This window comes from Rhodopseudomonas infernalis (assembly GCF_022271405.1).
GTDB classification, from domain to species: domain Bacteria; phylum Pseudomonadota; class Alphaproteobacteria; order Rhizobiales; family Xanthobacteraceae; genus Rhodopseudomonas; species Rhodopseudomonas infernalis.
On the sequence record NZ_JAJNAL010000012.1, the window covers coordinates 20,701 to 40,534 of the forward strand.

At 64.1% G+C, this 19,834-nt stretch carries 17 protein-coding genes; 10 read left to right on the plus strand and 7 right to left on the minus strand.

Annotated elements, in window-relative coordinates:
* Positions 1-2 precede the first annotated feature (2 nt).
* Positions 3-779 (minus strand): ABC transporter ATP-binding protein, encoded by a 777-nt coding sequence (locus tag LPW26_RS10550; RefSeq protein ID WP_238734976.1) that lies wholly within the window; start codon positions 777-779, stop codon positions 3-5.
* Positions 780-781: 2 nt separating this feature from the next.
* Positions 782-1,924 (minus strand): ABC transporter permease, encoded by a 1,143-nt coding sequence (locus tag LPW26_RS10555; protein WP_238734977.1) that lies wholly within the window; start codon positions 1,922-1,924, stop codon positions 782-784.
* Between the two features lie 169 nt (positions 1,925-2,093).
* On the opposite strand from LPW26_RS10555, the gene LPW26_RS10560 reads away from it, so the two are divergent.
* The gene (locus tag LPW26_RS10560; RefSeq protein ID WP_238734978.1) at positions 2,094-2,504 is read left to right on the plus strand and encodes a hypothetical protein; all 411 of its coding nucleotides are present in this window, start codon (positions 2,094-2,096) and stop codon (positions 2,502-2,504) included.
* A 44-nt stretch (positions 2,505-2,548) separates the two neighbouring features.
* Here the strand turns inward: LPW26_RS10560 and LPW26_RS10565 are convergent, their stop codons facing one another.
* Both LPW26_RS10565 and LPW26_RS10570 read right to left on the minus strand, forming a co-directional pair.
* Positions 2,549-5,272, minus strand: coding sequence for a bifunctional acetate--CoA ligase family protein/GNAT family N-acetyltransferase (locus tag LPW26_RS10565; RefSeq protein WP_238734979.1), 2,724 nt, complete (start codon positions 5,270-5,272; stop codon positions 2,549-2,551).
* Between the two features lie 123 nt (positions 5,273-5,395).
* Entirely contained in the window at positions 5,396-5,827 is a 432-nt protein-coding gene (locus LPW26_RS10570; RefSeq protein ID WP_238734980.1) for a CBS domain-containing protein, read from the minus strand.
* 228 nt (positions 5,828-6,055) lie between these two features.
* On the opposite strand from LPW26_RS10570, the gene LPW26_RS10575 reads away from it, so the two are divergent.
* Positions 6,056-7,612 carry a bifunctional aminoglycoside phosphotransferase/ATP-binding protein gene (locus tag LPW26_RS10575; protein ID WP_238734982.1) on the plus strand — a complete coding sequence of 519 codons (1,557 nt, stop codon included), beginning with the start codon at positions 6,056-6,058 and terminating at the stop codon, positions 7,610-7,612.
* On the opposite strand, the gene LPW26_RS10580 is transcribed toward LPW26_RS10575, so the two are convergent.
* Together LPW26_RS10580 and LPW26_RS10585 are read right to left on the minus strand one after the other, a co-directional pair.
* The gene (locus tag LPW26_RS10580) at positions 7,603-9,684 is read right to left on the minus strand and encodes a PHA/PHB synthase family protein (RefSeq protein ID WP_238734984.1); all 2,082 of its coding nucleotides are present in this window, start codon (positions 9,682-9,684) and stop codon (positions 7,603-7,605) included. The genes LPW26_RS10575 and LPW26_RS10580 overlap by 10 nt on opposite strands.
* Entirely contained in the window at positions 9,615-10,445 is an 831-nt protein-coding gene (locus LPW26_RS10585) for a universal stress protein (RefSeq protein WP_238734985.1), read from the minus strand. The genes LPW26_RS10580 and LPW26_RS10585 overlap by 70 nt, the downstream gene beginning before the upstream one ends.
* 177 nt (positions 10,446-10,622) lie before the next feature.
* Here LPW26_RS10585 and LPW26_RS10590 point away from each other — a divergent pair, with 177 nt between their 5' ends.
* From LPW26_RS10590 to LPW26_RS10625, 8 genes are all read left to right on the plus strand, one after another.
* A complete protein-coding gene (locus tag LPW26_RS10590; protein ID WP_238734986.1) occupies positions 10,623-11,456 on the plus strand; it encodes a universal stress protein in 834 nt (277 codons plus the stop codon).
* Between the two features lie 66 nt (positions 11,457-11,522).
* On the plus strand, positions 11,523-12,254 hold the full coding sequence (locus LPW26_RS10595; protein ID WP_238734988.1) for a CBS domain-containing protein: 732 nt from the start codon (positions 11,523-11,525) through the stop codon (positions 12,252-12,254).
* 154 nt (positions 12,255-12,408) lie between these two features.
* Positions 12,409-13,935, plus strand: a complete 1,527-nt coding sequence (gene fixL / locus LPW26_RS10600) for a sensor protein FixL (protein WP_238734990.1) — start codon at positions 12,409-12,411, stop codon at positions 13,933-13,935.
* Positions 13,925-14,542 carry a response regulator FixJ gene (gene fixJ / locus LPW26_RS10605; RefSeq protein WP_238734992.1) on the plus strand — a complete coding sequence of 206 codons (618 nt, stop codon included), beginning with the start codon at positions 13,925-13,927 and terminating at the stop codon, positions 14,540-14,542. The genes fixL and fixJ overlap by 11 nt, the downstream gene beginning before the upstream one ends.
* An 84-nt stretch (positions 14,543-14,626) precedes the next feature.
* Entirely contained in the window at positions 14,627-15,034 is a 408-nt protein-coding gene (locus LPW26_RS10610) for a response regulator (protein ID WP_238734994.1), read from the plus strand.
* A 176-nt stretch (positions 15,035-15,210) separates the two neighbouring features.
* Entirely contained in the window at positions 15,211-15,900 is a 690-nt protein-coding gene (locus LPW26_RS10615; protein ID WP_238734996.1) for a helix-turn-helix domain-containing protein, read from the plus strand.
* 381 nt (positions 15,901-16,281) lie between these two features.
* Positions 16,282-17,589 (plus strand): O-acetylhomoserine aminocarboxypropyltransferase/cysteine synthase family protein, encoded by a 1,308-nt coding sequence (locus LPW26_RS10620; protein WP_238734998.1) that lies wholly within the window; start codon positions 16,282-16,284, stop codon positions 17,587-17,589.
* A gap of 64 nt (positions 17,590-17,653) precedes the next feature.
* A complete protein-coding gene (locus LPW26_RS10625) occupies positions 17,654-17,947 on the plus strand; it encodes a hypothetical protein (RefSeq protein ID WP_238734999.1) in 294 nt (97 codons plus the stop codon).
* A 517-nt stretch (positions 17,948-18,464) separates the two neighbouring features.
* On the opposite strand, the gene LPW26_RS10630 is transcribed toward LPW26_RS10625, so the two are convergent.
* Positions 18,465-19,826 carry an NADH-quinone oxidoreductase subunit N gene (locus LPW26_RS10630; protein WP_238735001.1) on the minus strand — a complete coding sequence of 454 codons (1,362 nt, stop codon included), beginning with the start codon at positions 19,824-19,826 and terminating at the stop codon, positions 18,465-18,467.
* Positions 19,827-19,834: the final 8 nt, after the last annotated feature.

The following is a 19,834-nucleotide window of genomic DNA, read 5'->3' on the forward strand; positions in this document are numbered from 1 at the left end:
TCCTAGTCCTGTTTGGGCTGCAGCATCGAAGAGCGCTTGCCGTGGAAATAAGCGTGCACCCAGGGATGTTCGGATTGCAGCAGATCGTGCATCGGGCCAATCGCGACGATCTTGCCGTCGGCCAGTGCCGCAACGCGGTCGCAGACCACGTTGAGACTGGCGAGATCGTGCGTCACCATGAATACGGTGAGTCCCAGCGTGGTCTGCAGCGTCTTGATCAGTTGATCGAAGTCGCCCGCCGCGATCGGGTCGAGGCCGGACGTCGGCTCGTCCAGAAACACGATCCCTGGATCGAGTGCCAGCGCCCGCGCCAGTGCCACACGCTTTGTCATGCCGCCGGATAGCTGGGCCGGATATTTGTCCCAGTCATCAGGGCCGATGCCGACCATCTCGAGCTTGGCGGTGGCGATCTCGTCCTGCAGCTTCTCCGACATGGTGAGCATCTCGCGCAGCGGAAACTGCACGTTCTGCCGCGCGGTGAGCGACGAGAACAACGCGCCCTGCTGGAACAGGATGCCCCAGGTGGCGGCGACCGTCGTGCCCGGGCCGAGGCCGCGCTCGCTGTCACGTCCCATCACTTCGATGTGGCCGCTCTGCTTTGGGATCAGGCCGATGATGGTGCGCATCAGCACCGACTTGCCGCCGCCGGACGCGCCCACCAGCCCGAGAATCTCGCCGCGACGGACGTCGAGCGACAGATGATCGAGCACGACCTGACGGCCGAAACCGACAACGAGGTCGGAAACGCGGATGGCGTGGAGTTCGGCGAGCGCGTCCATCGTCACATCCCGATCGAGGCAAAGAATACGGCGAACAAGCCGTCGAGCACGATCACCAGGAAGATGGACTTCACCACCGACGTGGTGGTCTGCAGGCCGAGCGACTCCGCACTGCCCTGCACGCGCAGGCCTTCGCTGCAGGCGACGATGCCGATCACCAGCGCCATGAACGGCGCCTTCCACATCCCGACCTCGAAGCTGTTAATCGACACCGCCTCCTGCAACCGCGCTATGTACACCTCCGGCATCATGCCGCCGTAGAACCACGCTGTCAGCAGACCGCCGTACAGCGCCGCCATCGATCCGATGAAGGTCAGGATCGGCAGCGCGATCACCAGCGCGATGATGCGCGGCAGGATCAGCACCTCGACCGGATCGAGTCCCATCGTGGACAGAGCGTCGATCTCCTCGCGCATCTTCATCGAGCCGAGCTCGGCCGTGTAGGCGCTGCCGGAGCGGCCTGCCACCATGATGGCGACGATCAAGACGCCAAGTTCGCGCAGCACCAGGATGCCGACCATGTCGACCACGTAAGACTCCGCACCGAATTTGCGGAAGTGGAAGATCCCCTGCTGTGCGATGATGGCGCCGATCAGAAAGGTGATCAGCACGACGATCGGGATCGCCTGCCAGCCGACGCGATAGACTTGGTAGGTCAGCGAGGTCAGCCGCAGCGAGCGCGGACGCCTCAGCACACGGAGCAGCGTGACACCGAGCGCGCCGAGCATATCGAGAAAGGCCGAGACGTCCTGTGTGGCGCTGTAGGCGGAGCGACCGAGCTGGTCGAGGCGCGCGATGATCGGATTGACCTTGGGGCGCGGCGTCGGGTCGCGGCGGTTGACCTGACGCACTTCCTCGATCAGCCCGGCATAGCGCTCGCTGACGCCGACAAACAACGCGGTGCGGCCCGCCTGCGCGGCCTCGCGCGACACCTTCTCCAGCAGCCAAGCGCCGATGGTGTCGATCTCGGCGACATCGCTCATATCGATCTTGAGCGACCTTGCGGCGGCAACCTGAGGCGCGATCCCCGCGAACAGATGCTCCAGCGCGGCCGAATGGGTCGCAATCCAGGCGCCGCCCGGATGCAGTTCGAGCACATCGCCATCGGCCACGGTATTCAACACGGGCGCAGAATTCACGGCCATTCCGCCCCGATCTCCAACGCCGTCATGTTGTGCTCCGATACGAATCGACCGTCGCCGTGCGGTCCTTCGGGCCGACAGCTTGCGTCGCGATCGGCGATTGATGCAAATCAATTATGGCATCTGAGCGCTGCGTAAGCTTTACGTTATCGAGGACGACAGGATCGATCCGATGACCAAGGGCTCTCCGTCCGCTATTCTCAACTCGTCGCTGCCGGCGCGCTTCCGTCAAATTCGACTCGAACTTGCACGCGAACCCGGTCACCCGGAAGGTGCGTCGCAGATCGCCTATGTGCTGGTCGCGCCGCTGGACGAGAACGACCACATCGATGCGGTGACTTGGCGCAGCCATCGCGACGCCTGCCGTGTCGCACGGCAGCGGCCGCAGCAGGCCGACAGCCTCGGCCATCTGGTCCATCGCCCCGGCGGCTCTTGGGCGTTTCAGTACGATGCGGAAGCAGCAATCCCTGCTGAAGCCGGATATCACTTCGGCGACGAGCGTTTCGTGCAGGGCGAGTACGTGTCGATCCGGGAAGAAGGCGACATGCATACGTTCCGCGTCGTGTCGGTCAGCCGGCTCTAGGCCCCTCCCGCGCGAACCATATCACATTCGAACGATCGCCCTGTTCACGCCTGCGCCGCGGCGCGGGCCGACTCCTCGGTCAGAGCCAGCGTCACGTTGAGAATGTCCGGCTCGGAGTGATCCGCTTTGGCCTCGAAGCCGAGGTGGCGGCACATCCGCAGCATCGCCACATTCTCGCGCAGCACTTGGCCGCAGACGTACTTCAACCCCTCGGCGCGCGCGTATTCGATGATCAGCTTCATCAGCGCCCACCCGAGGCCTTTGCCCTTCAGATCCGAACGCAGCAGGATCGCGTACTCGCCGCTCTCGTAGATCGAATCGGAATGGATGCGCACCACGCCGAGCGTTTCGCCGGTGGCTTCGTCGATCGCGATGAAGGCCATTGCGCGGGCGTAGTCGATTTGGGTCAACCGGGCGATGAAAGCGTGGCTGAACTCCTTCATTGCCGCGAAGAATCGCAACCTCAGATCCTCCGGCGTGACATGCTTGAGGAATGCGTGAATTGCCGGCTCGTCGTCGGGCCGGAGCGGCCGCGCCAAGACCCGCCAGCCGTCCTTGACCTGCAGATGCCGTTCCCATTGCGACGGATAGGGCTTCACCGCGAAGGTGGTGTTGCCAAGGCCGGCGAATTTGCGCTGCGCCGGCCGCACCATCACCCGGGCGTCGATGACGACGGCGCCGTTCTCGTCGGCAAGCAGCGGATTGATGTCGAGTTCGTGGATTTCCGGAAAGTCCGCGGCCATCTGCGACAGCTTCACCAGCGTCAGCGCTACTGCGCCGTCCTTGACGGCTGGCACGTCGCGATAGGCCTGGAGCAATTTCGAGACGCGGGTACGCGCGATCAACGAATTTGCAAGCGGCAGGTCGAGCGGCGGCAGCGCCAGCGAGCGGTCGTCGATGATCTCGACACCGGTGCCGCCATGACCGAACGCGATCACCGGCCCAAAGGTCGGATCGTCCACGATGCCGACGGTGAGTTCGCGCGCCTTCCGGCGCATGATCATCGGCTGCACGATGACACCATCGAGCTGAGCGGTCGGACGCAGTTTCGCCGCGCGGCTAAGGATCTCGACCACGGCGGAGCGTACTGCCTCCACGCTGGTGAGATTCAGCACCACGCCGCCCACGTCGGATTTGTGCGTGATGTCGCGCGACATGACCTTGACCACCACAGTCACGCCCTGCGCCAGGAACGGTTCGGCCCACGCCACCGCGGCGTCGGCGTTAGGCGCGGCCAGCGTCGGGACCATCGGGATCTGATACGCAGCCAGCAGTGCGCCGACCTCGATCGGGTCCAGCCATGACCGTCCTTCCCGCAGCGCTTTCTCGATCACCAGCCGCGCTGCCTCGGTGTCGGGGTCGAACTCCTTCGGGAGGCTGGGCGGCACTTCGGTGAGAAGTTGCGCCGCCTCACGGTAGCGCACCAAATTCATGATGCTACGGACGGCGTCGTCCTCGGTCGGATAGTTCGGGATCCCGGCCGCGTCGAACGCGTGGGCGATGGATTCTTCGGCGCCAACCCAAACGGCGAACACCGGCTTGAAGAAGGTGCGGCGCAGCCGCTCTTCCCCAGCCAACCGGATCACCGCCTCGGCGATCTCACTTGGGGACGCCATCGCGGTGTGGACGTTCATCACCAGCACAGCGTCATTGTCCGGATCGGCAAGCAGCGTCGACAGTGCCGTCGCATAGCGCTCGGGATCGGCGTCGCCCATGATATCGACCGGGTTGGAGCCCGACCAGCTCGGCGGCATCGTGGCGTTGAGCCGGTCGCACACTTCCTTCGACAGCGTCGCCGGGATGCCGCCAAGCTCGGCAAGCCGATCGACGGCCAACACGCCGATGCCGCCGCCGTTGGTCAGGATCGCGACGCGCTTGCCGCGCGGGGCGCTGACGCGTCCGAGCGTCTCGGCGCAGTCGAACAGTTCGCGCAGGTCGAACACCCGCAGCATGCCAGCGCGGCGAAACGCAGCGTCGTACACCGCATCCGCTCCGGCAAACGCGCCTGTATGGGTCGCAGCGGCCTGGGCGCCGTGCGCCAGGCGGCCGGACTTCACCACCACCACCGGTTTGACGCGAGCCGCGGCGCGTGCCGCCGACATGAACTTGCGGGCGTCGGTGATCGCCTCGATATAGAGCAGGATCGCACGGGTCTCGAAATCGGCCGCGTAGTAGTCGAGCATGTCGGCGATGTCGACGTCGAGCTGATCGCCAATCGACACGATACCGGAAAAGCCAATGTCCTTCACGGCTGCCCAGTCGACCATGCCGGCCGCAATCGCGCCGGACTGCGAGATCAGCGCCAGATGACCTCGCCGCGGCATATGAGCGGCGAAGCTGGCGTTGAGGTTGGAAGATGGAACCATCAGACCCAGGCAGTTCGGGCCGATCAGCCGGATGCCGGATTTACGCGCCGCAACATTAGCGGCCTCCGCATAGGAACCCTTGCCCCGACCCATCTCGGCACTGATGATGATTGCGCCGGCAACCCCACGCTCGCCGGCGTCCGCGATGATCCTGGATACGAAGCGCGACGGCGCGGTGACGACGATCAGGTCCGGCACGAATGGCAGATCCGCAAAGGTGCGGACGGTCTTGAACCCGCCGATCTCTGGGTAGCGCGGATTGACGACGCCGATCTCGCCCTTGAAGCCGGCTTTGCGTAGATTTTCGAGGACGGCGCGACCGACCGACGCAGGTCGCGGGCTGGCGCCGATCACCGCCACAGCAGAAGGCGCCAGCAGACTGCTCAATCGGTAAATCGACATTTCACCTCGGCACCGGGCGCCGGAGGCCTGTATCTGCGGATCGTTCGAATCCGACGCCCGCAGACTATGTAGTACAGATACGAGCAGGTTGCCATTTTTGCTCGCCGCGGCTGAGCGCCGCGACTACGGCGCCACCTTGGTGAAGCTGGCCAGCGCCTTGATGACGTCCTCGCGGGAGATAATGCCATCGAGCTTCCGGTCGTCTTCCAACACTGGAATGCTGCGCGTCTGGTGCTCAACCATCAACTGAAGCACCCTCGTCAGCTTGGTATCGGCACGAACATAGATGAAGTCCGGAGTCATGATGTCGCCGACGGTGCGGTTCATCAGGTCGTCGTAATGCGGCAGCATTTGCGTCGGATGAAACGCAAAGCAGCGTAAAAAATCGTATTTAGTCACCAAGCCGATCGCGCGAGCGTTTTCCACGACCGGATAGGCATTGTAGTCGTCGCGCTCGAACTGATCTTCAAGCTCGCGCATCGTCGTGTCCCTGGACACGGATTTTACCGAGCGCGTCATGTGGTCGGCAACGGTTGCCTCGAGAAATTTGTACAAGAGCAGATTCCAATCGCCTGCGCGTCACGTCCAAGGGAGGCAAGAGTGTATGAGGACACCTGCTACTCGCCCTTGCGGGCAAATTGACCGCAGCTTTGCCGAATTGAATTGATCAAGGTCAATCCACCGCTGTTTTCCCGAATGTCTTGTGGACCCTACGAGAACGCGCACACTATGGACACGCTAGACTGATCCAGTTTCGAACACTTCGATGGTCTTCGGTTCCAGATGGACGAGAAAATCCCCGCGTCCGAGCACGCACGACAGCAAGATGTATTCCGGTTCGTCGCTGCGCCGGCGAGCCACGGTGGCGCGAAGGTCAGGCAAATTGATACGCATGGTGCGGCCGTTTTTCTCGCAGGCGACAGGGCGCTGAAAATCAAGCGGGCGGTGCGGTTCCCGTTCCTCGACTATTCGACGTTGGAACGACGAAAGGCGGCCTGCGAGCGGGAACTCGAAGTCAATCGCCGCTTCGCGCCACAAATCTATCGCCGCGTCGTACCGATCACGCGCTCTGCCGCGGGCGAGCTTCAGATCGGCGGCGAAGGGGAACCGCTCGAGTGGGCGGTCGAGATGAAACGCTTCGACGAAAGCCTCACGATCGACCAGTTGGCAAGCGACCAACCGCTTTCGCCGGTGCTGATCGATGCCATCTCGGACGCCATCGCCGCGTCGCATGGTGCCGCACCCAGAGCCAAAACTGCGACGTGGATCGCGAGCCTCCTGCCGATCATCGCCGACAATACGGCATCTTTCGTCGCCGCAGGCTTTTCGGCGGGCGCGGTCGCGGCGCTCGATGGCAACACCCGAGCCGCGTTCGAACGCGTCCGTCCCCTCCTCGAACAACGCGGCGCGCTGGGCTACGTGCGCTGGTGCCATGGCGACCTGCACCTTGCCAATATCGTGCTGATCGATGGCAAGCCCGTGCTGTTCGACGCAATCGAATTCGATCCGGCCATCGCCTCGGTCGATCTACTCTACGACCTCGCATTTCCCATGATGGATCTGATCCAGCACGGCCGCACCCAGGCCGCAGCGGAATTGCTGAACCGCTACCTCGCCACGGGCGACGACGCGCATGTCGACGCTCTCGGCGCCCTTCCATTGCTGATGTCACTCAGGGCGGCCGTCCGTGCCAAGGTGACGTTGTCACGCGCGAGCGAGGATCCCGAAGCGGCACGCGTCAATCGACAAACCGCGGCGTCGTATTTCGCTCTCGCAGGCCGACTGATCGATCCGCCGCCGGCGCGGTTGATTGCCGTCGGCGGTGTGTCCGGCACCGGCAAGTCGGTGTTGGCGCGGGCGCTTGCAGGCTCGGTTCTGCCGCTGCCCGGCGCGGTCGTGCTGCGCTCGGATGTGATCCGCAAGAAACTGTTTGGTGCCGTCGAAACCGAACGACTGCCCGCCGCGGCCTATGAGCCCAAAGCCACCGCTGAGGTCTATCGCAACCTCGGTGAGCGCGCCGCTCACGTCGTGGCGCAGGGGCATTCGGCGATCGTAGACGCGGTGTTTGCGAAAGCGGACGAGCGCGCGGCAGTCGAAGCCGTGGCACGCGCAATCGGTGTCGATGTCAGCGGGCTCTATCTGGTCGCAGATTTGCACATTCGGATCGCCCGCGTCGCCCACCGCGTCGGCGACGCGTCCGACGCGACGCCGGAGATTGTCCGACAGCAACAAGCCTACGAAACCGGCACGATCGCGTGGACCACGATCGACGCCTCCGGATCACCAGAAGAGTCGCTGAACCGCGCCGTCACAGCGCTGAAGCTCGGCGATCAGGGTTGAAGCACGTAGCTCCCTGGCGCATCCGGCAGCGAGGCGACATCGGCATCGGGCAGTCCCATACGGGGCGGCGGCACCATGGCGCCAGATCTCGTCGTTAGCCAGTGCACCCATTCCGTCCACCACGAGCCCTCGGCATGCGGCGCTTCCTCGAGCCAAACATCCGGTCCGACGTAAGGACCATCGGCCTGCTTCACCATGACCTGATACCCGTGCGCCTTAGGCGACGGCGGCGCCACGATGCCGGCATTGTGGCCGCCGCCGGTGAGGCAGAAAGTGATCTCGGCGTCTGCGAGCAGGTGGATCTTATACGTTGAGCGCCACGGCGCGACATGGTCGCGCGTGGTTCCGACCACGAACATCGGCGTATGGATGTCCGACAGCGCGATCGCCTTGCCGTCGACGATATATCGGCCCTCGGCGAGGTCGTTGTCGAGGAACAGTTTGCGCAGATACTCGGAATGCATCAGGTACGGCATCCGGGTGGCATCCGCATTCCACGCCATCAGATCGTTGGGTGTGGAGCGTTCGCCCATCAGATATTCCCGCACCATCCGCGACCACACCAGGTCGTTTGACCGCAGGATCTGGAACGCACCGGCCATTTGGGTGGTATCGAGCACGCCGCGCTTCCACATCACGTCTTCCAGGAACGCCACCTGGCTCTCGTTGATGAACAAGGTGAGCTCGCCGGCTTCGGTGAAATCCGTCTGCGCCGCGAACAGGGTGATCGACTTCAGCCGCTCATCGCCATCGCGCGACATCGCGGCCGCTGCGATCGACAGCAGCGTCCCGCCGAGGCAATAGCCGGTCGCGTGAACCCGCTGGCCCGGCACGATCGCGCCGACTGCGTCCAGCGCCGCCATCACTCCCTGTCGCCGATAATCCTCCAAAGAGACGTCGCGCTGTTTTGGCGTCGGATTGCGCCACGACACCATGAACACGGTGAAGCCGTGCTCGGTGAGATATTTGACCAGCGAGTTATGCGGCGACAGATCGAGGATATAGTATTTCATGATCCAGGCCGGAACGATCAGGACCGGTTCCGGTCGGACCTCGCTGATCACCGGAGCGTACTGGATCAGCTCGATCAGATCGTTGCTGTAAACCACCTTGCCCGGCGTCACCGCGACATCATGACCGACCTGGAAGTCCGGGTTCGGCTCGACCTCGTTCGACACCGTATGCAGTAGATCTTCCCACCAATTATGCACTCCGGCCGCGACATTGCGGCCACCCGTGGTCAATGTCCGCTTGATCACTTCCGGATTGGTGCCGGCGAAGTTCGATGGGGCGAACACGTCGAGCATCTGACGAGTGGAGAATTCGACGATCTTCTCATTCTGCCTCGATACGCCACGATTGCCGGTCGTGGCGCCGTGCCACCACTCCTCGGCCAGCAGGAAGCTCTGCGCCATCAAGTTGAATGGCGGCTGCTGCCATTCGGGCGCGTTGAAGCGGTGATCTTGCGGCTGAGGGGCAATCAGGGACCACGGCGCCGCCGGAAACAGCGCTGCTTCCGTCACGCGCGACGCGCGTCCCAACGCATCATGCGCGAGCTCCAGCCGCCGTGCCGGCGACCAGAACAAGTGCGACAGCCAGTCGGCATAGGCCAGCGATAGCGCGGTCGGTGACAGCCCCCCTGTCAGCGGCGCCAGGGTCGCATGCAAAGCGCGATCGCTGTCACGCGCGTGGGATGGCCTAACCGACCGTAACGAAGGCCCTTCGATAGAGACCCCTTGGACCTGTTTCTGCAGCATCTTCGCCTCATGTCGTTGCACGTCGGGTCGACGTGGAAGCAGTACCGGCGCTGGCGGCGTTTCGCCGTCGATAGATAGGATGACGGCAATCGTCATCTCAGTGTCATGGATCAGTGAAAATGCCGCCGGCGTTGCTGGATGGTTAAGCTGGTGGGCTTGAGTGAAGTGCACCGTCCGTGGACTCGGGCTGATCGTGCATCGGCCGCAATCAATGCGGAATTCTACGAGGCAATCAGGCTCTCCGATCAACGGGCCAGGAACGCGCATTGCTCCGTCTGTTCGAGCAGGTGCTGAGTGACGCCGCCGAGAATCCATTCCCGGAACCGTGAATGACCGTAAGCACCCGCGACGACGGCGCCCGCGCCGACGTGGCCTGCGACCCGCTCGAGCTGCATTGCGACATGGCCGGTCTCTGCGGGTACTTCGGCAGAGGCGTGGATATGATGTCGCGACAGCCAGCCGACGACGTCATGCACACCGGCCAGGGCTTCGGCGCGGTTGCCGTCCTCCTCGACAATCTCGACGACGGTCACGCGGCTCGCCTGACGCAGCAGCGGCAGCGCATCGACCACGACACGGCGGGCTTCGGGATTATCTTTCCAGGCCACCATCACGCTCGACAGATCGACTCGCGAGATGCCCGTGGGCACCACCAGCAACGGCCGCCCGACACGCATCACAAGGTCGGCAGGGTCGGTTGCCGTAAAGGGATCAGTGAGCCCCCCGGCGTCGGCCCCACCGGTGACCACTACGTCGGCGGCGCGCGCCTGCTGCACGATGTATTTCGTCGGTTGGGCGATCGAGGAGCGCCAATGCAGCTCTCGGGATCGGCCACGCATCGCGTCCCGGAACTCCATCTCCAACTCCGCAAGTCGGTGCCGGACAGCCTCCCGGCCTTTGTCGAGCTGCCGCTCGGCGACGTCACCCGACGTATAGTAAAGAGGCGGACTGAGATCGGACGCAGCCACCCCGATCAGCCGCGATTCGAACCGCTCGGCAAGCTCCGCCGCGACTCCCAGGGGGCCCGCATTCGGCTGATCGCACGACAGGGTGACCATCACGGTCGAATACGTCATCGGGATCTCCCCTGTGTATGGCGCCCCGACGTCAGGCCAGTTCGGGGCCCCTTGTTGCTGCAAGGAGCCATGTTTGTGCGACACAACGGCGCAGCACGATGAGCTAGATCAAGGCATCTCGGCTGGAGCTGGATAAATTCTACGACACCGCACCAAGCGTGATCCGGAGCTTCTGCCATGCTGAACGATGTCGTCGTGCACATTCCAGCGGATCGGCCGGCAGACGGGCTGGTCGACTGCGCCGTTTCGGTCGCTCAGGCGTTCGATGCCCATCTGGACGGCTTCGTCTGCACCTATCAGCCGATCAACCCGGCGATCGTCGTCGGCGCCTCGACCGCGTACTACGCCGCCGTCAACCAGTACAACACCGACAACGACGAAGCCGCCGCGCGGCTCGACCAGTTCGAGATCGCGGCGCGCGCAGCGGCGATCACTCACGGCGCCCGCAGCGTCTGCGATACACCGGTGCTGGCCAACGAGTCGCTATCCGAAATTTCGCGGCTGTACGATCTCAGCATCGTGCCGCAGCCCGATCGCGCCAAGCCGGGGCACCAGGATCCGCTGCCGGAAAGCATCCTGTTCAATTCTGGCAAGCCGATGCTGATGGTGCCTCACATCCACAAGGGACCGCTCCATCTGAACCGCGTGCTGATCTGCTGGGACGGCGGCCGCCCCGCCGCGCGCGCCGTCCACGACGCGATGCCGTTCCTGCGCCGGGCCCAGACGATCGACGTATTGGCGGTGAATGAAGACGCCGAGGAGACCGGCCAGGCCACCACTGCCGCGCTGCTGGCTCATCTGCTGCGCCACGATCTGGCCGCCGCCGCCCACCACTTCACCGCGCCGCCCGGCAACATCCACAACACCATCCTGTCGATGGCCGCAGACAGCGGCGCTGACCTGCTGGTGATGGGCGGCTACGGCCATTCCCGATTGCGCGAATTCATTCTGGGCGGCGTCACTCGTGGCATCTTCAAGTCCCTGACGTTGCCGGCCCTGATCTCGCACTGAAGACAGCTTTCCGCCTCGCGGACGGATCAAACGAAGGCGGCACCGATGTGCCGGAGGGGTAGCGACATGCGTGCAAGCCAGATCATGACATCACCAGTGGTGACGATCAGCCCGGAAGCCTCGATCGTCGAGGCGGCCAATGCCATGCTCGATCATCATGTCAGCGGGCTGCCGGTCGTGGACGGCGACGATCGACTGGTCGGGATCATCTCGGAAGGCGACTTCATCCGCCGCGCCGAGCTCGGCACCCAGCACAAGCGCGGCCGCTGGCTGCGGATGCTGCTCGGCCCCAGCACCTGCGCGGACGATTTCGTGCACGAGCACGGCCGCAGGGTCGGTGAGGTCATGACCCATCACCCGCACACGATCACCGAGGACACATCGGTGGAGACGATCGTCCGGACAATGGAAAAGCACCACGTCAAACGGCTGCCCGTGATGCAGGGCGATCGGCTTGTCGGCATCGTGACCCGCAAGAACCTGCTGCGCGCGGTCGCTCAGCTCGCCCGGGAAATCCCGGACTCGACCGCGGCCGATGATAAGATCAGAGATAGGATCATTGCGGAGATCGAACGCAACGATTGGCGTCCGTTCGGGCTGAGTGTCGTGGTGCGCGACGGCGTGGTGCATCTCAACGGCGTGATCACCGAGGAAAGCTCGCGCCAGGCGGTCATCGTTGTCGCCGAGAATATCTGCGGCGTCAAAGAGGTGCACGATCACCTGTGCTGGGTCGACACCATGTCGGGGTTCTACCTCAACTCGCCCGAGGATGACCGTTCGGCCACGAAGACGACCTGAGCCCCGCGCGCCGCCGGCGCGCCGGACTTGACACCAAAAAACGATGCGGCAAACCGATGGCGTTGCGCATCGGTTTTTTGTTGCCCCACCGCGTCCGTTGCGGATTGGAACACCTATATGATAAGACCAATTCCATGACTTCTGAAGGTAACGCGTGACCGATCCAGCCCATCAATCGGAGGCCCTTGCGCGCGACCGGCGGCTGCAGCAGGGCATCGATCAATACGGCGTGGGGAGTTGGGAGCTCAATCTCGCCACCTGGGAACTGTCCTGGTCGGTTACGGCCCGGCGTTTGTTCGGTTTCGCACCGGATGCCCCGGTTAACTTCGAGACGTTTCTGTCGTTGATCGATCCGGAGGATCGTGATCGCGTCGCGCAGGCGATGCGGCGCGCAAGCGATCACGGTGACAACCTCGATATCATGTACCGGGTAGCTGACCGGCAGCCAAGCCACTGGCTGCGCTCGCGCGGCGGCTTGGTGAAGGAGCCCGGCAGCGCCGGCTATCTCTGCGGCATCGTGCTCGACATCGATCAGCAGAAGGTGCTCGAACAGGAACTGCGGCTGCAGCAGAATCAGTTGCGGTCGATCCTCGACACCGTACCGGACGCGATGATCCTGATCGACGGCCGCGGCATCATGCGGTTTTTCTCGAGCGCAGCAGAGCGGATGTTCGGGCTCACCGAGAAAGAAGCGATCGGCCAGAACATCAGCATCCTGATGCCCCGCCCGGATGCGACCCGCCACGACAACTACATCACCCGCTACAACTCCACCGGCGAGCGCCACATCATCGGCATCGGCCGCATCGTGACCGGCCAGCGCAAGGACGGTACGACGTTTCCGATCCATCTTTCGATCGGCGAAATGGAATCCGGCGGCGAGCGTTACTTCACCGGCTTCATCCGGGATCTCACCGAGTATCAGCAGACCCAGGCGCGGCTGCACGAGTTGCAGGCCGAGCTGGTCCACGTCTCGCGGCTGACCGCGATGGGCGAAATGGCCTCGGCGCTCGCGCACGAGCTCAATCAGCCGCTGTCGGCGATCAGCAACTACATGAAAGGGTCGCGCCGCCTGCTCGCCGGCAGCCGCGATCCCAATACGCCGAAGATCGAAAACGCGATGGAGCGAGCCGCCGAGCAAGCCCTTCGTGCGGGCCAGATCATCCGCCGGCTGCGCGACTTCGTCGCCCGCGGCGAGTCGGAAAAACGCGTCGAGAGCCTCGCCAAACTGGTCGAGGAAGCCGGTGCGCTCGGACTCACCGGCGCCCGCGAGCAGGGCGTCGTGTTGCGATTTCAGATGGACCCATCGAACGACTCAGTACTTGTCGATCGCGTGCAGATCCAACAGGTGATGGTCAATCTGTTCCGCAATGCGCTCGAGGCCATGTCGAACGCGCCGCGTAAGGAACTGTCGGTCTCTAACGCACGGGTCGCCGACGACATGATCGAAGTGACGGTCTCGGACACCGGCAGCGGCATCCCGGCCGATATCAGCGCAAAGCTGTTTCAAACCTTTTTCACCACCAAGGACACCGGAATGGGCGTTGGACTGTCGATCAGTCGCTCGATCATCGAAGCCCATGGCGGGCGGATGTGGGCGGAGACCAACAGCGCGGGCGGCGCGACTTTTCGATTCACGCTGCCGATCGCGCCCGGCGAGGACCTTAACTATGGCGCCTAAAGGCATTGTCTATGTGATCGACGATGATCAGGCGATGCGGGAGTCGATCGATTTCCTGCTTTCGGCCGCCGATTACGATGTCCGCTTGTACGAGTCCGCAGCGTCCTTTCTCGACGCGCTGAACGAGATCACGTTCGGCTGCGTGCTGTCCGACGTGCGGATGCCGGGCATCGACGGGCTCGATCTGCTGAAACGGCTGAAGGCTGGGCGCAGCCGGCTGCCGGTGGTGATCATGACCGGCCATGGCGATGTGCCGCTGGCGGTCGAAGCGATGAAGCTCGGAGCGATCGACTTCATCGAAAAGCCGTTCGACGACGACAGGTTGATCGGCCTGATCGAAACCGCGTTGAAGCAGGCCGTCGACGAGGCCCGCACCGAGGCGGTGTCGCAGGACATCGTCGCGCGCATCCAGTCGCTCAGCCCGCGCGAACGCCAGGTGATGGACGGGCTGATTGCCGGCATGTCGAACAAAGTGATCGCGCGCGAGTTCGATATCAGCCCGCGCACCATCGAGGTCTATCGCGCCAACGTGATGACCAAGATGCAGGCCTCGAGCCTGTCGGAACTGGTTCGCATGGCGATGCGCGGCGGCGTCATCAAGGATTGAGGCAAATCAATCTGCCCTTGGTGATCGCAGCTATCATGCACACATGAAGGAACTGCAGCCGGGCCGGGTGCGTAGGAGCAAATGATGAGCTGCGCGCCCGCAAAAATTGTTGTTTGCGTCGTTGACGACGATCAGGGCGTGCTCGGATCGCTGCGGTTCCTGCTGGAAACCGACGGCTTCGAGGTTCGTACTTTTCGCAGTGGCCCCGCCCTGCTCGATTCTTTGGACGACGGGCGCGCTGATTGCATCGTGATCGACTACAAGATGCCGGGCATGAACGGCGTCGATCTCGCGCAACGGTTGCAGGACCTGAAGATCAAAAGCCCGGTGCTGATGATAACCGGCTACCCGGATGAGAGCATCTCCATCCGCGCTGCCGCCGTCGGTGTCCAGTGCGTGGTGCTGAAGCCGCATCTGGAAGAAAGCCTCGCGCTTCACATCCGTGGCGCGCTCCAGAATGCCGAACCGTCGATTTGCACTCAAATCGCCTGATTCCCCAAACCTCTGAATTCATTGAATTATGCCTGGACGCACCGGAGGCCGAGCGACGGCGAGCTCCGTAAAACCCCTTAGGGAACCCACCCTAAGATAAGGGGCGAAATATTCGGCCTCGGAGTTCTTCACTAAAACACCGCCATCCGATCCCGATACCCGCAGGAGATGGCAAGATGCTGAACCAGTCGCTCAGGGCCCCGACCGTCGCCAAGGCTCCGGTTGACCCTTCTCGCACCCCGGCTGATCAGTTCTTTGCAACCACCGGTCATGCCGGACTGATCGCCTCTGAATTCACCTACAAGAAGGAAGAGGAGATCTACGGCGAGGACGAGCCGTCCGAGTACGTCTACCAGGTCGTGTCCGGCGCCGTCCGCAGCTACAAGCTGCTCTCCGATGGCCGCCGCCAGATCGGCGCCTTCTATCTCCCCGGTGACGTGTTCGGGCTGGAGTCGGGACCGACCCATCGCCTCACCGCCGAAGCCATCGTCGACACCACCGTTCGCCTGCTGAAGCGCCGCAGCCTGGAACAGGCCGCCGGGACCGACGTCCACGTCGCCCGCAGCCTGTGGTCGATGACCGCCGGCGAACTGCGCCACGCCGAAGATCACATGCTGCTGCTCGGCCGCAAGAACGCGATGGAGCGGGTCGCCAACTTCCTGCTCGAAATGGATCGCCGCCTCGCGGTCGCCGGCATGATGGCGCTGCCGATGTGCCGCCGCGACATCGGCGACTATCTCGGCCTGACCCTCGAGACCGTGTCGCGCGCGCTGTCGCAGCTGCAGAGCCAGGGCATCCTCGGCTTCTCCGGCGCCCGTCAGATCGAGCTGCGCAACCGCCAGCAGCTCCGCAATCTCGACGCATAACGCCCCTCCTCGATCGGATTGGATCAAGAGTGCCGGCCCTCACGGGTCGGCACTCTTCGTTTTGGGTAGTTGGACGCGTGAGATGAGCTTGTAGCTCGTAGGGTGGGCGGAGCGGAGCGAAGCCCACGCGCCGCGCGGACGAGCCCGCGTGGGCACGGCGCTACGCGCCTTTGCCCACCCTAAGAAGTCGAAAAATTTTTCTCTCAATAATCCATTTCGTCGGAGAAAGAACGCATCGCAGCGTGCATTTGTTCAGTTCGGAGATTTTTATTTCTTCGGCTTGATTGACTTGGCCACCCCTGCCCGACCTGATGGGCGTCCCGGCGAACCTCTGTGCAGAGACGCTGCAGCGCTTCGCCATCACCGTCGCAGGATTTTGTCATGACCGATAAGCTTCATCCCGAGACTCTGGCACTGCACGCCGGCTGGCGCGCCGATCCGACGACCGGCTCGGTCGCGGTGCCGATTTTCCAGACCACCTCGTATCAATTCAACAACACCGAGCACGCCGCGAACCTGTTCGCGCTGAAGGAGCTCGGCAACATCTACACCCGCATCGGCAACCCGACGACCGACGTGCTGGAGAAGCGCGTCGCCGCGCTCGAAGGCGGCGTCGCGGCGCTCGCTGTCGCATCCGGCCAGGCCGCCTCCGCGCTGTCGCTGCAAAATCTCGCCCGCGCCGGCGACAACGTGGTCAGTTCGACGGACCTCTATGGCGGCACATGGAATCTGTTCGCCAACACGCTGAAGGACCAGGGCATCGAGGTGCGCTTCGTCGATCCGTCCGATCCGGAAGCGTTCGAGCGCGCCACCGACGATCGCACCCGCGCCTACTACGCCGAGACATTGCCGAATCCGAAGCTGGCGGTGTTTCCGATCGCCGAGGTCGCTGAGATCGGCCGCAAGCACGGCATTCCGCTGATCGTCGACAACACCGCAGCGCCGCTGCTGGTGAAGCCGCTCGAGCACGGCGCGGCGGTCGTGGTCTACTCGGCGACCAAATATCTCGGCGGCCACGGCACCTCGATCGGCGGCCTGATCGTCGACGGCGGCAATTTCGACTGGGAGAAATTCCCGCAGCGCCAGCCCGCGTTGAACACACCCGACGCCAGCTATCACGGCGCCGTCTGGGTCGAGGCGGTGAAGCCGCTCGGGCCGATCGCCTACATCATCAAGGCCCGCACCACGCTGCTGCGTGATCTCGGCGCAGCGCTGTCGCCGTTCAACGCCTTCCAGATTCTGCAGGGACTGGAGACGCTGCCGCTGCGGATCGAGCGCCACGTGCAGAACGCCCAGGAGGTCGCCGACTATCTGGAAAAGCGGCCGGAGGTCACCAAGGTGATCCACCCGTCGAAGCAGACCGGCGTTGCCCGCGAACGCGCCGACAAATATCTCAAGGGCAAGTTCGGCGGCCTGGTCGGCTTCGAACTCGCCGGCGGTCTCGACGCCGGCCGCAAGTTCATCGACGCGCTGCAGCTTTTGTATCACGTCGCCAACATCGGCGACGCCCGCAGCCTGGCGATTCATCCGGCCACGACCACACACTCGCAATTGTCGGCCGAAGACCAACTCGCGACCGGCGTGTCGGACGGCTATGTGCGCCTGTCGATCGGCCTCGAACATATCGACGATATCCTCGTCGATCTGGAACGCGGCCTTGCGGCCGGACGCCTCGCCAGAGCCGCGTAACGGAACCTCGCTGCCCGCCTCCGGTTGTCGCTCGACAACATGCAAACGGCAATCCGGAGGCGACATGCAGCAGAAAATCACCGGCGAGTTTTCCACCCGACGTGCCGCCGAACTGGCGGTCGAACGCCTGGTGCAGGAACACGGCGTCGATCGTAAGCAGGTCGCCGTGCAGGCGCGCGGCCGCGACAACAGCGCCGGCACCAAAGCCGCTGGCGCCGACACGCAGAGCGGCCATCCGGGCGAGGAGAAGCACGGCGATCCGGAATTGAACGACGTGATCGAAGTCTCGGTGGCCGGCGGCGATTCCAGCGTCATCAAGGCCGCGATGATGGATGCCGGCGCCAGATCCGTTAACTGATGATCCCTCGTAGGGTGGGCAAAGGCGCGCAGCGCTGTGCCCACGCGTTCAGTTCGGGCCACGCGTGAGTTCGACGCGTGGGCTGCGCTGCGCTCCGCCCACCCTACGGGCTTGGTGCGGGTAGCAGCGCCATAAAACAATCAGTCTGTAGGGTGGGCAAAGGCGCGTAGCGCCGTGCCCACGCGTTCAGTTCGGGCCACGCGTGAGTTCGACGCGTGGGCTGCGCTGCGCTTCGCCCACCCTACGGGGTTGTCGTGGGTAGTAGCGCCATAAAAAAATCAGTCTGTAGGGTGGGCAAAGGCGCGTAGCGCTGTGCCCACGCGTTGGTACGGACCCACGCGTGAGTTCGACGCGTGGGCTGCGCTTCGTTCCGCCCACCCTACGGGGTTGTCGTGGGTAGTAGCGCCATAAAACAATCAGTCTTTAGGGTGGGCAAAGGCGCGTAGCGCCGTGCCCACGCGTTCAGTTCGGGCCACGCGTGAGTTCGACGCGCGGGCTGCGCTGCGCTTCGCCCACCCTACGGGGTTGTCGTGGGTAGTAGCGCCATCAGCGTCATGGGGGCGACACCGAACAAAACGATCAGCACACAGCACACGATAAGCAGACCGCGATCGAGCGCGGGGATCGGCTCGGCTTGCAGGTGGCTTTGTCCGATCATCGGCGCGGTGAAGAACTTCGCGTAGTAAAAGAAGCCCAGCGACGAGCCGGCGACGACGATCGCCAGCAGCGTCCACAGCCCACCGTCGATCAGCACCCGCAGCAGATACAGCTTGGCGATGAAGCCGCCCGCCGCCGGCAGGCCGGCGAGCGACAGCATCGACAGCGACAGCGCGATCGCTTCCAGCGGCCGCCGCTTCACCAGCCCGTGCAGGTCCGGCAGCGTCGGGGCGCGGCCGAGCAGGCCGGCGACGCACAGCGCAGCGAGCATCGCCGGCGCATAGACGCCGAGATAGAACAGCACCGCCTCGCCGGCCAGCGGCGAGCCCGACGCCAGGATCAGCGCGACGTAGCCGGAATGCGCGATGGTCGAGTAGCCGATCATCCGCGGCAATTGCGGCTGGCGCAGCGCGAGCAGATTGCCGACCAGCACCGAGGCGGCGCCGAGCGCCGCGAGACCGCTGCTCCACACCGGCTCGGGCAGATGCGCGGTCTGCACCAGTCGCAGGATCACGATCGCGATCGCGGCTTTCGACACGACGCCGGCCAATGCCGCCGCGCTCGCGGGCGACGCTTCGAAGGCGTCGGGCGTCCACATGTGAAACGGCGCCAGCGAGAACTTGAAGCCGAGGCCGGCGAGCAGCAGCGCGGTGCCGAGCGCCGCCAGCGTGCCGTGGCCGGTCCAGCCGGCGAAATCCAGCGCGCCGGTCTCGGCATAGATGAGCGCGACGCCGAGCAGCAGCGCCGACGAGGCGAGCCCGCTCATCACCAGAAACTTGTAGGCCGCTTCGAGCCCCTGCCGCGACAGCCGAAACGCGAACAGCGCGATCAGCGACAGGCTGACGATCTCGATGCCGAGAAACAGCGTCGCCGCATGGCCCGCGCCCGCGAGCGTCACCGCACCGATCGCCACCAGCACCAGCAGCGACGGCGCCTCCTTGGCCGGATGACCTGTGCGCAGAAAGACCAGCGCGCCGAGCGAGGCGAGACAGATGTAGACGATGCCGAACCGCGCGATCGCATCGTCGGTGAATAGCGCGCCGAGCGGCGCGGCCGGAGCGCCCATGCGCAGCATAGCCAGCGCGGCAGCCGCACCAAGGCCGGCGGCCGCCGCAGCCTGCGCGGCTTCGATGCGCGCGAACGGCACCAGCATCATCGCCGCGATGGCGGCAACGGCCAGCACGACGAGTGGCGAGAGCGCGGCGAATTGGGCGAGGGTCATGGCGCGGC

What these genes read in the sequence shown, in the direction of transcription:
- LPW26_RS10550 (WP_238734976.1), bottom strand. Translation starts at nt 779, where the DNA reads ATGGACGCGCTCGCCGAACTCCACGCCATCCGCGTTTCCGACCTCGTT.
- LPW26_RS10555 (WP_238734977.1), bottom strand. Translation starts at nt 1,924, where the DNA reads ATGGCCGTGAATTCTGCGCCCGTGTTGAATACCGTGGCCGATGGCGAT.
- LPW26_RS10560 (WP_238734978.1), top strand. Translation starts at nt 2,094, where the DNA reads ATGACCAAGGGCTCTCCGTCCGCTATTCTCAACTCGTCGCTGCCGGCG.
- LPW26_RS10565 (WP_238734979.1), bottom strand. Translation starts at nt 5,272, where the DNA reads ATGTCGATTTACCGATTGAGCAGTCTGCTGGCGCCTTCTGCTGTGGCG.
- LPW26_RS10575 (WP_238734982.1), top strand. Translation starts at nt 6,056, where the DNA reads ATGGACGAGAAAATCCCCGCGTCCGAGCACGCACGACAGCAAGATGTA.
- LPW26_RS10580 (WP_238734984.1), bottom strand. Translation starts at nt 9,684, where the DNA reads ATGGATTCTCGGCGGCGTCACTCAGCACCTGCTCGAACAGACGGAGCA.
- LPW26_RS10585 (WP_238734985.1), bottom strand. Translation starts at nt 10,445, where the DNA reads ATGACGTATTCGACCGTGATGGTCACCCTGTCGTGCGATCAGCCGAAT.
- LPW26_RS10590 (WP_238734986.1), top strand. Translation starts at nt 10,623, where the DNA reads ATGCTGAACGATGTCGTCGTGCACATTCCAGCGGATCGGCCGGCAGAC.
- LPW26_RS10595 (WP_238734988.1), top strand. Translation starts at nt 11,523, where the DNA reads ATGCGTGCAAGCCAGATCATGACATCACCAGTGGTGACGATCAGCCCG.
- fixJ (WP_238734992.1), top strand. Translation starts at nt 13,925, where the DNA reads ATGGCGCCTAAAGGCATTGTCTATGTGATCGACGATGATCAGGCGATG.
- LPW26_RS10610 (WP_238734994.1), top strand. Translation starts at nt 14,627, where the DNA reads ATGAGCTGCGCGCCCGCAAAAATTGTTGTTTGCGTCGTTGACGACGAT.
- LPW26_RS10615 (WP_238734996.1), top strand. Translation starts at nt 15,211, where the DNA reads ATGCTGAACCAGTCGCTCAGGGCCCCGACCGTCGCCAAGGCTCCGGTT.
- LPW26_RS10620 (WP_238734998.1), top strand. Translation starts at nt 16,282, where the DNA reads ATGACCGATAAGCTTCATCCCGAGACTCTGGCACTGCACGCCGGCTGG.
- LPW26_RS10625 (WP_238734999.1), top strand. Translation starts at nt 17,654, where the DNA reads ATGCAGCAGAAAATCACCGGCGAGTTTTCCACCCGACGTGCCGCCGAA.
- LPW26_RS10630 (WP_238735001.1), bottom strand. Translation starts at nt 19,826, where the DNA reads ATGACCCTCGCCCAATTCGCCGCGCTCTCGCCACTCGTCGTGCTGGCC.